This window comes from Klebsiella sp. CN_Kp097 (assembly GCF_040064495.1).
In the GTDB taxonomy this organism is placed as follows: domain Bacteria; phylum Pseudomonadota; class Gammaproteobacteria; order Enterobacterales; family Enterobacteriaceae; genus Klebsiella; species Klebsiella aerogenes.
The window spans coordinates 153,212-169,363 of the sequence record NZ_JBEAIL010000002.1 but is presented as its reverse complement, the minus strand read 5'-3'; the positions used below and the strand labels follow the sequence as shown (position 1 = coordinate 169,363).

Genomic DNA, 16,152 nt, shown 5'->3' with positions numbered 1-16,152 from the left:
GGGAGGCGATATGAATCGCTGGGAAAACCTTCAACTCACTCATGAAAACAGGCTGCCGCCGCGGGCGTATTTCTTCTCTTACGACTCACTGGCCCAGGCGCGGACCTTCGCCCGCGAAACCAGCAGCCGCTTCCTGTCCCTCAGCGGGCAGTGGAACTTCCGCTTCTTCACCAACCCGTTGCTGGTACCGGAGAGCTTTACCTCATGCTATCAGAACGAGTGGGGGCCGATTACCGTACCGGGCATGTGGCAGATGGAAGGCCACGGCCAGCTGCAGTACACCGACGAAGGTTTCCCCTTCCCCATCGACGTGCCCTATGTCCCGACCGATAACCCGACCGGCGCCTACCAGCGCCTGTTTACCCTCGGCGACGGCTGGCAGGGCAAACAAACCATCATTAAATTCGATGGCGTCGAAACCTATTTCGAAGTCTACGTTAACGGCCAGTACATCGGCTTTAGCAAAGGCAGCCGCCTGACCGCCGAGTTCGATATCAGCGCGGCGGTGAAAACCGGCGACAACCTGCTGTGCGTGCGCGTGATGCAGTGGGCGGACTCCACCTATATTGAAGATCAGGACATGTGGTGGTCAGCGGGCATTTTCCGCGACGTCTATCTGGTGGGGAAAAATCCGCTGCACGTACAGGACTTCACCGTGCGCACCGATTTTAACGATGACTACATCGACGCGACCCTCTCCTGCCAGCTGACGCTGGAAAACCTGGCTCCGCAGACGGCGGCGGCGACGCTGGAATATACCCTGTTCGACGGCGAAAAGGCGCTTTATTCGGGCAACGTCGGTCAACTGCAGGTCAGCCAGCAGCTAAACACCGGCTTCACGATTGATGTGAACGCGCCGCAGCAGTGGTCGGCGGAAAGCCCGTATCTCTATCATCTGGTGCTGACGTTAAAAAACGCCGCCGGCGAGGTGCTGGAAATCATCCCGCAGCGCGTCGGTTTCCGCGATATCAAAGTGCGTGACGGCTTGTTCTACATCAACAACCGCTACGTAATGCTGCACGGCGTGAACCGCCACGATAACGACCATCTGAAAGGCCGCGCGGTCGGCATGGATCGCGTGGAAAAAGATCTGCTGTTGATGAAGCAGCACAACATCAACTCGGTACGCACCGCCCACTATCCGAACGACCCGCGTTTCTATGAAATGTGCGATATCTACGGACTGTTCGTGATGGCGGAAACCGACGTGGAGTCCCACGGTTTCGCCAACGTCGGCAACCTCAGCGCCATCACCGACGATCCGGCCTGGGAACACATCTACGTTGAGCGCATCGTGCGCCACGTGCACGCGCAGAAAAACCATCCGTCGATCGTCATCTGGTCGCTGGGTAACGAATCCGGCTATGGCTGCAACATCCGCGCCATGTACCACGCCACCAAAGCGCTGGATGATACCCGGCTGGTGCACTACGAAGAGGATCGCGACGCCGAGGTGGTGGATATCATCTCCACCATGTACACCCGCGTGCCGCTGATGAACGAATTTGGCGAGCATCCGCATGAAAAACCACGCATTATCTGTGAGTACGCCCATGCGATGGGCAACGGTCCCGGCGGATTAACCGAATACCAGAACGTCTTCTACCAGCACGACTGCATCCAGGGCCACTACGTGTGGGAATGGTGCGACCACGGGATTCAGGCCAGCGACGAAAACGGCGCGGTGTGGTACAAATTCGGCGGCGATTACGGCGACTACCCGAACAACTACAACTTCTGTCTCGATGGGCTGATTTTCTCCGACCAGACGCCGGGGCCGGGCCTGCGCGAATACAAACAGGTCATCGCCCCGGTGAAAGTACAAGCACGGGATATCTGCCGCGGCGAACTGCGGGTGGAAAACAAACTGTGGTTCTCCACTCTCGATGACTACACCCTGCGCGTTGAAGTGCGCGCCGAAGGCGAAACGCTCTCCAGTCAGCTGCTGAAAGTGCAAGACCTGGCGCCGAACAGCGGCCGCGACCTGCAAATCGCCCTGCCGCAGCTCGACGAACGTGAAGCTTTCGTCAACATCATGGTGACCAAAGATTCGCGCACCCCGTATAGCGAAGCCAATCACGATATCGCCGTCTATCAGTTCCCGCTTAAAGCGCGAACAGCCGCGCGAACGCCGCTGTTAAACGCCAGCGCCACGCCGCTGCAGATTGCCGATGAACGCCTGAGCTACACCATCAGCGGCCATAACTTCCGGGTGGTGTTCAGCAAGGTTAGCGGCAAACTGAGCGAATGGCAGGTCAACGGCGTCGACCAGGTAACCCGCGAGCCGAAGATTAACTTCTTCAAACCAATGATTGATAACCATAAACAGGAATACGAAGGACTGTGGCAGCCGGCCCACCTGCAGATAATGCAGGAGCATCTGCGCGAATTCAGCGCTGAAATAGAGGGCGAAACGGTGGTGATCACCACCCGCAGCGTGATTGCGCCGCCGGTGTTCGACTTCGGTATGCGCTGTACCTATCGCTGGCAGATTACCCCGCAGGGCCACATCAACGTTGAGCTGGCCGGCGAGCGCTACGGCGACTATCCACACATTGTCCCGTGCATCGGCTTTATGCTGGGCATTAACGGTGAGTTCGACCAGGTGAACTACTATGGCCGCGGGCCGGGCGAGAACTACGCCGACAGCCAGCAAAGCAACATCATTGATATCTGGCATACCACTGTCGACGATATGTTCGTCAATTATCCATTCCCGCAGAACAACGGTAATCGTCAGCACGTGCGCTGGGCATCGTTCAGCGACCGCCACGGCAGCGGTCTGCTGGTCGTTCCGCGCAATCCGCTCAACGTCAGCGCATGGCACTTTACGGCAGAAAACCTGCACGCCGCCCAGCACTGCAACGAACTGCAGCGCAGCGATGACATCACCCTGAATATCGATGCACAACTGCTCGGCCTCGGCTCCAACTCCTGGGGCAGCGAAGTGCTGGATAGCTGGCGCGTCTGGCTCAACACCTTCAACTATGGCTTTACGCTGCTGCCGCTGGAGGGCGGATGCGGCACCTCGCAGGTACTGGCGAACCATAGCTTCGGCGCCGGTTTCTTTTCCCCCGTTGCACACAGCGAGGCTGAAAAATGAGAATTCTCGATAATTTAGAACAGTTTACGCAGGTTTATCATAGCGGCCGCAAATGGCAGCGCTGCGTGGAAGCCATCAATAACATCGACAACATCCGCCCGGGCGTGGCGCATTCCATTGGCGATTCGCTCTCCTATCGGGTGGAAACCGATAGTACGACCGACGCGCTATTTGTCGGCAACCGCCGCTACTTTGAGGTGCACTATTACCTGCAAGGGCAGCAGAAAATCGAGTTTGCCGCCAAAGAAAATCTGCAAACCGTGGCCTGCTACCGCGACGAAACCGATCGCGAATACCTGAAAGGGATCGGTGAAACGGTGAAGGTTCACGAAGGGCAGATGGTGATTTGCGATATCGACGAAGCCTACCGCTTTATTTGCGATGCGCCGGTAAAAAAAGTGGTGCTGCGAGTCACGGTTGAAGACGGATACTTCCTCAATAAGTAAACCCGCGTTAAGCGACAAGGGAGGTCAACGGGTACACCCGTTGGCCTTTCGGTTCCAGCCCGCTAAAGCGGGTAGATGAATGATTGGAGGACGTATGTCCGAGTCTGTACGTGCCAAAATCGGCAAGTTCGCGCTGCTATCGATGGCCTTTACCGCCGTCTTTAACGTGCGAAATATCGTCAATAATAACATTGAGTTAGGTCTCAGTTCCGCGCCTATCTTCTTATTCGCCACTATCGTTTACTTTATCCCGTTCGTGTTTATCATCGCCGAATTCGTCTCGGCCAACAAACACTCTGAATCCGGGATGTACGCGTGGCTGAAGCAGCCGCTGGGTACCCGCGCCGCCTATCTTGGTTCCTTCCTCTACTGGTTTGTGAACCTGTTCTTTTTCCTCTCGCTGTTGCCGAACGTAGTGGCCTACGCCTCATACGCGATCACCGGGTACGCGATCCCCTTCTCGCCGATGGTGACCTCGCTTATCTCCATCGTGCTGTTCGCCATGGCCACCCATATATCCACCAAAGGGGCGACCTGGCTGGGTAAAATTTCCGAATGCGTGGCCTACGGCGTGTTCGCTTTGTTCGCGATTTACGTCGTCGGCGCGCTGACCGCACTGGGTTCCGGTCACGTCCCGGCGCAGCCGATTACCCTGGCGGCGATGGAGCCGACCATCAACTGGGCGACGCTCGGTATCATGTGCTGGATTTTCCAGGCCGCGGGCGGCGCAGAAACCGTTGCCGCCTACCTCAACGACACCAAGGGCGGGCAGAAATCCTTTATTAAAGTCATCATCACCGCCGGGGTGCTGATTGGCGGCATGTACGCCTTAGGTTCGCTGCTGGTTAACGTCTTTGTCGCCCGTGAAAACCTGACCTACGCTGGCGGAATGGTGGAAATCTTTACCGGTCTCGGCGCCTACTTCCACATTTCTGAAGCGCTGATGGGCCGCTTCGTTGGCATCATTCTGTTTATCGCCATCTTCGGCAGCATGATGATGTGGACCGCCGCGCCGGTCAAAATCCACTTCTCGGAAATCCCGAAGGGTATCTACGGCCAGAAAACCACCGAGCTGAACGCCCACGGCGTGCCGGTACGCGCCGCCTGGTGGCAGTTCCTGTTCGTATTCCTGATGTTGATTGTTAACGGCTTCGGCTCCGCCAGCGTGCAGCAGATGATGAATACCGCCATTAATCTCACCGCCGGTACCGCCATGCTGCCGCCGCTGTTCATCATGGCCGCCTACTTCGTCTTCCGCTGGAAACACGATGACACGCCGCGCGACTTCCGTATGGGCTCGAGGAAAGTGGGCATGAGCGTGGTATCGATGCTGATAGTGATTTTCGTGGTTAGCATGACCGCTTCCGCCTTCCCGCCGGGCGTCGATCTGGTTAACGCTTTCTTTATCAACGTCTTTATGACCGCGGTCTTCTCCGGCCTGGCGTGGTGGTGGATCACCCGCTTTGAAAAAAAGCAGCAACGTCTGCGCGCCGCGGCGCCGGTTAACGCTGCCGCCGCCGGTAAATAACGTTCCTGTCGTCCCGTCAGCCCCTCATCGGCTGGCGGGATTTTTTTATCCCTCGCCTGATTACGTATTACTCAACCTTTTTCGTGATCGAGTTAAAGCTATTCGGTTTCTTTACTTCTATTTACTAAAACTTTTACTAAAATCGACATTAATTCTTAACTACCTCTACCCTATAAACAACACAACCCCCTTCAGCGACCCTCTGAAGGACAATGTGTGGAGATGTGTTATGTCTGATACTAAACGTAATACCATCGGCAAGTTCGGCCTGTTATCGCTGACCTTTGCCGCCGTTTACAGTTTCAATAACGTCATCAACAACAATATCGAACTGGGGCTGGCGTCGGCGCCGATGTTCTTCCTCGCTACCCTGTTCTACTTCATTCCGTTTTGCCTGATTATCGCCGAGTTTGTGTCACTGAATAAAAACTCCGAGGCCGGGGTTTACGCCTGGGTGAAGAGTTCGCTCGGCGGCCGTTGGGCGTTTATCACCGCCTATACCTACTGGTTCGTAAACCTGTTTTTCTTCACCTCGCTGCTGCCGCGCGTGATCGCCTATGCCTCTTACGCCTTCCTCGGCTACGAATACATTCTGACGCCGTTCGCCACTACCGTGCTGAGCATGGCGCTGTTCGCCTTCTCCACCTGGATCTCCACCAACGGCGCGAAAATGCTGGGGCCTATCACCTCCGTTACCTCATCGCTGATGCTGCTGCTGACGCTCTCCTATATTTTGCTGGCCGGTACCGCGCTGGTGGGCGGCGTGCAGCCAGCGGATCCGATCACCGTCGAGGCGATGATCCCTAACTTCAACTGGGCGTTCCTTGGTATTACCACGTGGATCTTTATGGCGGCGGGCGGCGCGGAATCGGTGGCGGTATACGTCAACGATGTGAAAGGCGGCTCGAAATCCTTCGTCAAAGTGATCATCCTCGCCGGGATCTTCATCGGCGTGCTGTACTCGATCTCCTCCGTACTGATTAACGTCTTCGTCAGCAGCAAAGAGCTGAAGTTTACCGGCGGATCGGTGCAGGTGTTCCACGGCCTGGCGGCTTACTTTGGCCTGCCGGAAATTCTGATGAACCGCTTCGTCGGCCTCGTTTCGTTTACCGCGATGTTTGGCTCGCTGCTGATGTGGACCGCCACCCCGGTTAAAATTTTCTTCTCGGAAATCCCCTCCGGCATCTTTGGTAAGAAAACCGTCGAGCTCAATGAGAACGGCGTCCCGGCGCGCGCGGCCTGGATCCAGTATCTGATCGTCATTCCGCTGATGATTATCCCGACGCTGGGATCCAACACCGTGCAGGATCTGATGAACACCATCATCAACATGACCGCCGCCGCTTCCATGCTGCCGCCGCTGTTCATCATGCTGGCCTACCTCAACCTGCGCCGCAAGCTCGACCATCTGCCGCGCGATTTCCGCATGGGCTCGCGTACCACCGGCATCGTGGTGGTATCCATGCTGATTGTGATTTTCGCCATCGGTTTCGTCGCCTCAACCTTCCCAACCGGTGGCAACATCCTGACCATCATTTTCTACAACGTCGGCGGGATCGTGATTTTCCTTGGCTTCGCGTGGTGGAAATACAGCAGATACGTCAAAGGATTAACCCAGGAACAACAACAAATAGAAGCGGCTCCGGCTTCCCATACCTCTTAAATACCTTAAAAAAATGAAAACTAACTCTTACTTATACGGGGCACTCGTTGCCCTGGCTTTTTGCGCCCCTGCGGCGGCCGCTGAGACTGTCCATCCGGCCGAGCACGACGATACCAAAACGCCGGAATTAACCACCACCTCCTATCGCTTTTACGGCGAGTTGGGGGTTGGCGGATACATGGATTTAGAAGGCGAGGACAAACATAAATACAGCGATGGCACCTATATCGAGGGCGGGCTGGAGGTCAAAAACGGCCACTGGTTCGGGCTGATCTACGGCGAAGCCTGGACGGTACAGGCCGATAGCCAGGGCAATGCCTGGACGCCGGGCCACAGCTGGGGCGGCGTGGAAGGCGGCCTTAACCGCCTCTATGGCGGCTATAAAACCGATAACAACACCGAGATCATGCTCAGCCTGCGCCAGGATTCGTCGCTGGACGACCTGCAGTGGTGGGGCGACTTTACCCCCGATCTGGGTTACGTGATCCCCAATACCCGCGACATCATGTACGCGCTGAAGGTACAAAACCGCAGCGGCGATTTCCGCTATAGCGTCACCGCCACGCCGGCCGGGCATCACGATGAAAGCAAGGCCTGGCTGCACTTCGGCAAATACGATCGCTATGACGATAAGTACACCTATCCGGCGATGATCAACGGCTACGTGCAGTACGACATCGTCAAAGATGTCACCTGGATGAACGGCCTTGAAGTGACCGACGGCACCGGGCAGCTATTCCTGACCGGCGTTCTGTCGCCCAATCTGGCCTTCCGCGCCTGGCACCATACCGGCCGCGCCAAAGGGCTGGATGTCCCCGGCAGCGAAACCGGCTTTATGGCCAGCGCCATGTATGAAGCCTTAAGCGGGCTCTACTTCTCCACCGCATACAGCTACGCCAAACACCGCCCGGACCACGCCGCTGATGAAACCACCGCATTTATGCAATTTGGCATCTGGTACGAATACGGCGGCGGGCGTTTCGCCACCGCCGCCGACAGCCGTTTCTATACCAGCAACGCCAGCGGCGACCCGAGCGACAAAATTTTCCTGATGCAATACTTCTACTGGTAACAAGGAGCCGAGATACCATGAACTTCACCACTACGCTGACGCCGCTGGCCTGCGCGCTGATGCTGAGTTTTTCCGCCCATGCCGTCACCGCGCAGGCGTTTAAAAACGTCATCGACCGCAGCGGCGCGCCGCAGTATATGCAGGATTTCGACGCCGATGACCACCAGCGCTTCAACCCCTTTTTCGACCTCGGGGCGTGGCACGGCCACCTGCTGCCCGACGGCCCGGCGACCATGGGCGGCTTCCCCGGCCCGGCGCTGCTGACCGAAGAGTACATCAACTTTATGGCCACCAACTTCGATCGCCTGACGGTGTATCAGAACGGCAAAAAGGTCGATTTCACCCTGCAGGCCTGGAGCCTGCCCGGCGCGCTGAAACAAACGCTGACCGCCCCCGGCGTGAAGGTGGAGATGACGCTGCGCTTCGCCAGCGCCCACACTTCACTGCTGGAGACCAAAATCACCAGCAACACTCCGCTAAAGCTGGTGTGGGATGGCGAACTGCTGGAAAAACTGGCCGCCAAAGAGGGTAAAGCGCTATCGGACAAAACCATTGATGAAGCCTTCCCGGACTATCAGCGCCGTCTGAGCGCCACGCCCGACGGCCTGACGGTCAGCTTTGGCAAGGTTCGCGCCGCCTCCGACCTGATGACCTCCGGCGAATCGCAGTATCAGATCCACCGTTCGCTGGTAACCAAGACCCGTATCGACGGTCACAGCTTCACCAGCAGCGCGGAGATCCGCGGCTCCACCACCCTCTACACCACCTATTCGCACCTGCTCACCGCGGAGCAAGCGCGGCGGGAAAAAGCGCAGATCCGCGATATTCTGGCGCGCCCGGCTTACTATCTCACCGCCTCCGAACAGCGCTGGGACGGCTATCTGCAAAAGGGGCTCAGCAACCCCGACGCTACCGCCGAACAGACCCGCGTGGCGGTGAAAGCCATTGAGACGCTCAACGGCAACTGGCGCGCGCCGGGCGGCGCGGTGCATTACCATACCGTCACCCCATCCGTGACCGGCCGCTGGTTCTCCGGCAACCAGACCTGGCCGTGGGATACCTGGAAACAGGCCTACGCCATGGCCCACTTCAACCCGGATATCGCCAAAGAGAATATCCGCGCCGTCTTCTCCTGGCAGATTAAAGCCAATGATAAGGTGCGCCCGCAGGATGCCGGATTTGTGCCCGACCTGATTGCCTGGAACCTGAGCCCCGAGCGCGGCGGCGACGGCGGCAACTGGAACGAACGCAACACCAAGCCAAGCCTCGCGGCCTGGTCGGTGATGGAGGTGTATAACGTCACCAAAGATAAAGCGTGGCTGGAAGAGATGTATCCGAAGCTGGTGGCCTATCACGACTGGTGGCTACGCAACCGCGACCATAACGGTAACGGCGTGCCGGAATATGGCGCGACCCGCGATAAGGCGCACAACACCGCCGACGGTGCCATGCTGTTCACGGTGAAAAAAGGGCAAACCGAGCAGACACTTTCCGGCCTTCGCGCCTACGAGCAGGTGACGGCCAAAGGCGATTACGACAGCCTCGAAATTCCGGCGCAGGTAGCGGCGTCGTGGGAGTCCGGGCGCGACGATGCGGCGGTATTTGGTTTTATCGATAAAGAACAGCTGGATAAATACGTCGCCAACGGCGGCAAACGCAGCGACTGGACGGTGAAATTCGCCGAAAACCGCGACCGTGACGGCAACCTGCTGGGGTATTCGCTGCTCCAGGAATCGGTCGATCAGGCCAGCTATATGTACAGCGATAACCACTATCTGGCGCAGATGGCGACCATTCTTGGCAAAGCGGAAGAGGCAAAGCGCTATCAGGCGCTGGCGACGAAGCTGGCGGATTATATCAATACCTGTATGTTCGACCCGCAGACTCGTTTCTATTACGATATTCGTATCGAAGAACAACCGCTGGCCAACGGCTGCGCCGGTAAACCGATCGTCGAGCGCGGCAAGGGGCCGGAAGGCTGGTCGCCGCTGTTTAACGGCGCGGCGACGCAGCAACATGCTGACGATGTGGTTTCGGTGATGCTCGACCCGAAAGAGTTCAACACCTTTGTGCCTCTGGGCACCGCCGCGCTGACCAACCCGGCCTTTGGCGCCGATATTTACTGGCGCGGACGGGTGTGGGTGGATCAGTTCTGGTTCGGCCTGAAGGGAATGGAGCGCTACGGTCATCGCGATGAGGCGCTGAAGCTGGCGGACGCCTTCTTCCAGCACGCCAAAGGCTTAACCGCCGATGGCCCGATTCAGGAGAACTACAATCCGCTGACCGGCGCCCAGCAGGGGGCGCCCAACTTCTCGTGGAGCGCGGCGCATTTATATATGTTGTATAACGAGTTTTTCCGTAAGCAGTAATTCCCCTCAGCTTGCCCCTCTCCCACAGGGAGAGGGAACCTCACATCTGCGGTAACAGGCCGATAAAGCTGCGCTTCTGCCGCGGCTGCGACATCATCTCCTCCAGCTTTTCGACGCAGGCTAAATAGTGCGGCGTCTTCTTATGCGCCAGCACCGCCTCATCGTCTTTATAGGCTTCGTAGATAAAAAAGCGGGTTTTCACCTCGGGATCCTGCAGGACATCAAAGCGCAGGTTGCCTGGTTCCCGCAGCGCGCCCTCGTGGTTGGCGCGAAACACTTCGAGAAACTCATCCACCCGCTCGGGTTTAATATTGATCTCTACCAGCGTCACGTTCATTTCAGCTCTCCCTGTTTCTCTTCCTGCCAGAACTGATACGCTTCGCGCGCGTTCAGATTCTCATGCACCACCTTTTTCACCGCCTTCAGCATCGCGCGCGGGGCGCTGGACTGGAAGATATTGCGCCCCATATCCACCCCGGAAGCCCCCTGGTCGATCGCCCGCCAGCACATCTCCAGCGCCTCATGCTCCGGCAGTTTTTTACCGCCGGCGATGACGATCGGCACCGGACAGCTGGCGGTCACTTTTTCAAAGCCTTCCTCAACGAAATAGGTCTTCACAAACTGCGCCCCCATTTCGGCGGCAATCCGGCTGGCCAGCGAGAAGTAGCGCGCGTCGCGGGTCATCTCTTTGCCGACGCCGGTAACCGCCAGTACCGGCATACCGTAGCGATTGCCGGCATCCACCAGTTTGATGATGTTATTGATCGACTGATGTTCGTATTCGCTGCCGATATAGACCTGCGCCGCCACCGCGCAAACGTTGAGACGAAGCGCGTCTTCCATCGCCACCGCCACGCATTCGTTGGAGAGTTCGCTCAAAATCGAATTGCCGCCGGAGGCGCGCAGCACCACCGGCTTATTGGTGGCCGCCGGTACCTGGCTGCGCAGTACGCCGCGGGTACACATCAGCACGTCGGTGTCGGCAAATAGCGGCGCAATCGACAGGTCGATACGCTCAAGCCCGGTCGTTGGCCCCTGGAAGTAACCGTGATCGAAGGCCAGCATCACCGTGCGGTTGCTGTGCGGATTAAAGATGCGCGCCAGCCGTGACTGCATGCCCCAATCCAGTGAACCACAGCCTTTCAGGGTATACAGCGTATTCTGCTGCGGGCGATCGATGCCGAAGTCCTTACCCTCTTTGATATCGTCTAAATCAGCCATCTTTTCCTCCGTCAGAAGTCGTAGTTGTTGATGTTCTCTTTGCTGAACACCACGCGCTCCGGCAGCAGCACGATACCGTTGCCCTTCGCCTCATACTGGTAGCCCTGCACGCTATTCGGTTCGACCTTCAGCGAGCCGATATCTTTCACCTCAACGCTGTCGCCGACGTTAAGATCGCCCTTTTTCAACAATCGATCGGCGACGTTAACCGCAATTTTGCCCTGCTGAACCACATCCCACAGGCCGAACGCTTTCACCGTGCCGCGCTCAACGTACGGGCGCATCACGTTCGGAGTACTAAAGCCGACGATCGCCACGCCCTGACGCTTGAGGTTCTCCGCCGCCTGCGCCGCCGCCGGCAGCGCATTGGCATCCGGCGCGATAATGGCGTCGAGATCCGGATACGCTTTTAAGATCCCCTCGGCGGTTTGCAGCGATTTGGTGGCATCGTTATAGCCAAACTGGGTGGTGACGATTTGCCACTGCGGATGCTCTTTTTCGATTTTGGCTTTGGCTTCCTTCACCCACTGGTTCTGGTCGGTCACCGTCGGGCTGGAGTAGAAAAACGCGACTTTGGCGGCAGGTTTGCTGACCTGCTTTTCCGCCATCTCGACCAGCAGGCCGCCGAGCTGCTGCGGCGTGCCCTGGTTGATATAGATGCTGCGGCACTCCGGCTTGGTATCGGAATCCCAGGTCAGGACTTTCACCCCGCGCTGCATCGCCCGCTTCAGCGCCGGACACAGGCCATCCGGCGAGACGGCGGAGACGATAATCGCGTTGTAGCCCTGGTTGACGAAGTTGTTGATAAGCTGCACCTGGCCGGAGACGCTGGGCTCGGTGGGACCGTCATAGGTGACATCCACGCCCAGCGCTTTCCCCGCCTCTTTCGCGCCGTTGCCGCCGCTGGTAAAGAAGCCGACGCCGACCAGCTTAGGAATAAAGGCGATGCGGTCCGCCGCCTGTGCGGTGACTACGCTCATCGCCAGCGCCAGCACGATCAGTTTTAATTTCATTTTATGCTCCGATTGTTTTATGCGAGAAAAGACGCCGCCAGGTCGCGCGCACCCATTCACGGTGCAGGCTCAGCGAACGCCCCATCACCACCACAACCAACAGCGCCCCTGACAGCGCGCTCGACACCTGGTTGGGGATGCCGACCATCTGTAAACCCTGTTGCAGATACCCCACCAGCAATGCCGCCAGCGCGGTACCCAGTATCGATCCCGAGCCGCCGTAAATATTGGCCCCGCCGAGCACCGCCGCGGTCAGCGCAGGCATCAGCAGGTCGCGGCCCAAATCCGAACGCGCCGAGCCGAAATAGGAGACCATCACCAGCGCCGCGACCGCCGAGGCGACGCCAACCAGGCCATACAGCACGTACGGGATGCCGTTCACCGACAGCGCGGCATAGCGCGCGGCGCGCGGGTTTTGCCCGAGTAAAAAGAGGTGGCGGCCAAAGCGCCCGCGATGGGCCAGTAGCCAGAAGAAAAAGGTGATAATCGCGAATAGCACCAGCGGCAGCGGCAGTCCGGCGAGGGTTAAATTGGCGAAGGCGGTGAAGCTATCGGGAAAACCGCCAATCCCCTCGTAACCGGTCGCGCCGGCCATCCCGGAAAGCAACAGCGCGCCGCCGCCGTACAGATATAGCGTACCAAGCGTGATCACCAGCGGGCTGATGCCGGTGTAGTGAATCAGCGCGGCGTTGAATAACCCGCATAGCAGCCCCAAGAGCAACGTCAGCGATACCGCGAGCCACAGCGGCCAGCCCGCCTGGGTCATCACCCCGAGGGCGATGGCGCACAGGCCGATGGTCGAGCCCAGCGAAATATCAATCCCGCCGCTGATGATCACCAGCGTCAGCGGCAGCGCGACGATGCCGATGCAGATAAAGTCGCTGGTGCTAAAGAGCAGCATATTGATATCCAGCATGCGCGGATTCAAAGCGCCGAATAGCAGGATTTCCGCGATCAGCAACGCCAGCAGCGCGCTTTCCCAGTTAAGCTTCAGCTTCATTTAAGCCACCTCTTTGCTTTTGCGTTCGGGAAAGCGGGCAACCTGTTTGCTTCCTTTGTTACCTGGCTGAAAACGGCTGTACTTCAGCGCCCGCTGATGGCGGGCCAGCGCCTGACGCAGGCGGCCATCGAGCACCAGCACACCGAGCAGCACCAGGCCGGCGATAAAGTCATTCCACCAGGCGGGAAGGCGGAACAGCACCAGTACGGTGTCAATTTGGGTGAGGAAAAAGGCGCCGAGAAACGCGCCAAGCAGCGTGCCGGTGCCGCCGAGCAGCGAGATCCCGCCCAATACGCAGGCGGCGATGGCTTTCATCTCCAGGCCGCTGCCGGTCTGATTAGGCACAAAACCAATCTGCGCGGCGAAGACGATCCCGGCGCAGGCCGCCAGCATACCGTTGAGAGTAAAGGCCAGCATCCGCGTGCGGTTGACCGCCACGCCCAGCTGACGCGCGGCGGCGAGGTTATCGCCAACGGCGTAAAAATCACGACCGAATGCGGTGCGCGACAGCAGCCAGCCGCCTGCCAGCAGCAGCGCCAGCACCAGCCAGCCCAGCGGCGACACGCCGATAAACGCGGGCTCCGAGAGCGATTTCAGGCTGTCGGGCAAACCCTCGATCCATTTCCCGCCGGTCCACAACAGCATCACCCCGCGATACAACCCCAGCGTTCCGAGCGTCGCGACGATCGCCGGGATGCGCAGCCCCACCACCAGCAGGCCGTTAAAAGCTCCGGCCAGCGCGCCAATCGCCAGCGCGAAGGCGATAGCCGTCGCCAGCCCGTAACCGTTGTTCAGCGCCACGCCGACGGCGATGGCACACAGCCCAACGGTCGAGCCTACCGACACATCAATATTGCGAGTCAGCATCACCAGCGTCGCGCCCAATGCCAGCAGGCAGAGGATCTGCGAGCTAGCGAAAATCATCGCCAGGGTCTGCAGGCTGAAATAGGCTGGATTGAGCGCCACCAGCACAACAAAGAGCGCTACGATGGCAAAGAAGGCGCTCAGTTCGCGATTCTTCAGTAACGTTTTCATGCCTGCCCTCCGAAGGCCAGGGTCATCATGCGATCGACGGTCACCGCCTGCCGCGCCAGCTCACCGCTGTAGCGGCCCTGATGCATCACCAGTACCCGGTCGGCCAGGCCAACGAACTCATCCAGATCGCTGGAGATCATCAGCACCGCCACGTTTTGCGCGGCAACGCTTTTTAGCAGTTGATAGATATCGGCGCGGGCGGAGACATCCACGCCGCGCGTCGGCTCATCGACAATCAGCAGTAACGGATTAGCTTCCAGACAGCGCGCCAGCAGCACCTTCTGCTGGTTACCGCCAGAGAGAGTGCGCACCGGCTGATCGCCATCGGCCAGCTTGATCCCCAGTGCCCGGTGATAGCGTTCAACCACCGCCGCCTCCCGTTTCCCCTGCTGCCACCACGACGGCTGATTGAACATCACCGTGTTCCAGCGCACCGGCGCATCGAGAAACAGCCCCGAGACCTGGCGGTCTTCCGGCAGATAGACCAGCCCGCTGGCCAACCTGGCGCGGGTGCTGTCGCGGCTAATCTCGCGGTTCTCCAGCCAGATCCGCCCGGCGCGCGGTGTACGCAGGCCGTATAAGGTTTCAGCAAATTCGGTGCGCCCGGATCCCACCAACCCGGCCAGACCGACGATCTCTCCGGCGCGGATCTCCAGATTGAGATCGATAAAGCCTTCGCCGGTAAGATCTTCCACCCGCAGCACGGGAAAGTCCTGCGGTTGCGTACGGCGGTTGCCCGGTAGCGACAGCCACAGCTTTTGCGTGTCGCTCAGCGTATGGTCACGGCTGACCGGCGTCATCGCGTTAATCAGTTGTTCGTCGCGGTATGCCGCGGTCTCGCCGCCCAGCACCACCGCGCCGTCGCGCATCACCGAAATATGGCTGGCAAGCTGGCGGATTTCGGGCAATTTGTGTGAGATAAAGACGATCCCAACGTCCAGCGCCTGTAACGCTCGGATCTGGCTAAAGAGCCTCTCGGTTTCACCCGGCGTTAAAGAGGCGGTGGGTTCATCCAGGATCAGGATCCTGGCCTCGCGCATCAGCCCGCGCAGGATCTCGACCATCTGTTGATCGGCTACCTCGAGCGTGCTGGCGCTGGCGTCGAGGTTGATCTGGCAGTTCAGCTGCCGCAGTTTGTCCTGCAACCGCGCGACGGTATCCGCCCGCTTCGGCAGGCGGAAAAGAATGTTCTCGCGCACGCTGAGGTTGGGAAACAGCATCGGCTCCTGCGGCACCAAATAGATGCCTAACTGATGAGCCAGCGCCGGATTGAGGCGCGCAAACGCGCGTTCGCCGATCGTCAGTTCACCGCTATCCGGCGTTTCTACGCCGGCGATGATCTTCATCAGCGTCGATTTACCCGCGCCGTTGCCGCCCATCAGCGCATGCACCTGGCCCGCGCCTAGCGTGAAATCAATGCCCTTGAGCACCGCAACGCCGGAGAACTGTTTGCAAATCTGGCGAGCTTCAAGCAGTGGCTTCATCATCGCGCCTCGATTGAACAAATGATTTTTAAATTTAATAATGTTCAAAAGCGTAGACGGTGAACTATATTTACAACCGTGCGAAGATCACACTTTGGTGCTTTAGATCGTCAGGAAAAAATGGGTCAGCGATGAAAGATCCGTTTTGCCAGTCGGCTCACACTTTCCGACCGCGCAATAGCGAACATATGATCTAAATTTTTATAAGAGTTCAATTT

At 58.5% G+C, this 16,152-nt stretch carries 12 protein-coding genes; 6 read left to right on the top strand and 6 right to left on the bottom strand.

Translation table 11 applies throughout. The features are described from left to right. The first annotated feature begins 10 nt into the window (after window positions 1-10). The 6 genes from ebgA (at window position 11) to ygjK (ending at window position 10,181) form a co-directional block, all read left to right on the top strand. Window positions 11-3,103: a beta-galactosidase subunit alpha gene (ebgA, locus tag ABLV07_RS02985; RefSeq protein ID WP_047043281.1), complete on the top strand. Its 3,093-nt coding sequence runs from the start codon at window positions 11-13 to the stop codon at window positions 3,101-3,103. Beyond that, complete coding sequence (locus tag ABLV07_RS02980; protein WP_032712558.1) at window positions 3,100-3,549, top strand: beta-galactosidase subunit beta; 450 nt, start codon at window positions 3,100-3,102, stop codon at window positions 3,547-3,549. Before ebgA ends, ABLV07_RS02980 begins: the two co-directional genes overlap by 4 nt. A 94-nt stretch (window positions 3,550-3,643) precedes the next feature. Further along, window positions 3,644-5,077, top strand: coding sequence for an amino acid permease (locus ABLV07_RS02975; protein WP_009485171.1), 1,434 nt, complete (start codon window positions 3,644-3,646; stop codon window positions 5,075-5,077). Between the two features lie 229 nt (window positions 5,078-5,306). Then, on the top strand, window positions 5,307-6,740 hold the full coding sequence (locus tag ABLV07_RS02970) for an amino acid permease (protein WP_015369594.1): 1,434 nt from the start codon (window positions 5,307-5,309) through the stop codon (window positions 6,738-6,740). Window positions 6,741-6,753: 13 nt separating this feature from the next. Continuing rightward, window positions 6,754-7,812: a protein YgjJ gene (gene ygjJ, locus ABLV07_RS02965; protein WP_020317097.1), complete on the top strand. Its 1,059-nt coding sequence runs from the start codon at window positions 6,754-6,756 to the stop codon at window positions 7,810-7,812. 17 nt (window positions 7,813-7,829) lie between these two features. After that, window positions 7,830-10,181: an alpha-glucosidase gene (gene ygjK, locus ABLV07_RS02960; RefSeq protein WP_047058861.1), complete on the top strand. Its 2,352-nt coding sequence runs from the start codon at window positions 7,830-7,832 to the stop codon at window positions 10,179-10,181. Between the two features lie 40 nt (window positions 10,182-10,221). Here the strand turns inward: ygjK and lsrG are convergent, their stop codons facing one another. The 6 genes from lsrG to lsrA are packed head-to-tail and all read right to left on the bottom strand — an operon-like array spanning window position 10,222 to window position 15,934. Further along, entirely contained in the window at window positions 10,222-10,518 is a 297-nt protein-coding gene (gene lsrG, locus ABLV07_RS02955; RefSeq protein ID WP_015369591.1) for a (4S)-4-hydroxy-5-phosphonooxypentane-2,3-dione isomerase, read from the bottom strand. Then, window positions 10,515-11,402 (bottom strand): 3-hydroxy-5-phosphonooxypentane-2,4-dione thiolase, encoded by an 888-nt coding sequence (gene lsrF / locus ABLV07_RS02950; protein ID WP_002917724.1) that lies wholly within the window; start codon window positions 11,400-11,402, stop codon window positions 10,515-10,517. Before lsrF ends, lsrG begins: the two co-directional genes overlap by 4 nt. A gap of 11 nt (window positions 11,403-11,413) precedes the next feature. Further along, window positions 11,414-12,415 (bottom strand): autoinducer 2 ABC transporter substrate-binding protein LsrB, encoded by a 1,002-nt coding sequence (gene lsrB / locus ABLV07_RS02945; protein WP_004144833.1) that lies wholly within the window; start codon window positions 12,413-12,415, stop codon window positions 11,414-11,416. A gap of 1 nt (window position 12,416) precedes the next feature. After that, window positions 12,417-13,415 (bottom strand): autoinducer 2 ABC transporter permease LsrD, encoded by a 999-nt coding sequence (gene lsrD, locus ABLV07_RS02940; RefSeq protein WP_015369590.1) that lies wholly within the window; start codon window positions 13,413-13,415, stop codon window positions 12,417-12,419. Next, window positions 13,416-14,450, bottom strand: coding sequence for an autoinducer 2 ABC transporter permease LsrC (gene lsrC, locus ABLV07_RS02935; RefSeq protein WP_012967197.1), 1,035 nt, complete (start codon window positions 14,448-14,450; stop codon window positions 13,416-13,418). Beyond that, window positions 14,447-15,934, bottom strand: a complete 1,488-nt coding sequence (gene lsrA, locus ABLV07_RS02930) for an autoinducer 2 ABC transporter ATP-binding protein LsrA (RefSeq protein WP_048231377.1) — start codon at window positions 15,932-15,934, stop codon at window positions 14,447-14,449. Before lsrA ends, lsrC begins: the two co-directional genes overlap by 4 nt. Window positions 15,935-16,152 lie beyond the last annotated feature (218 nt).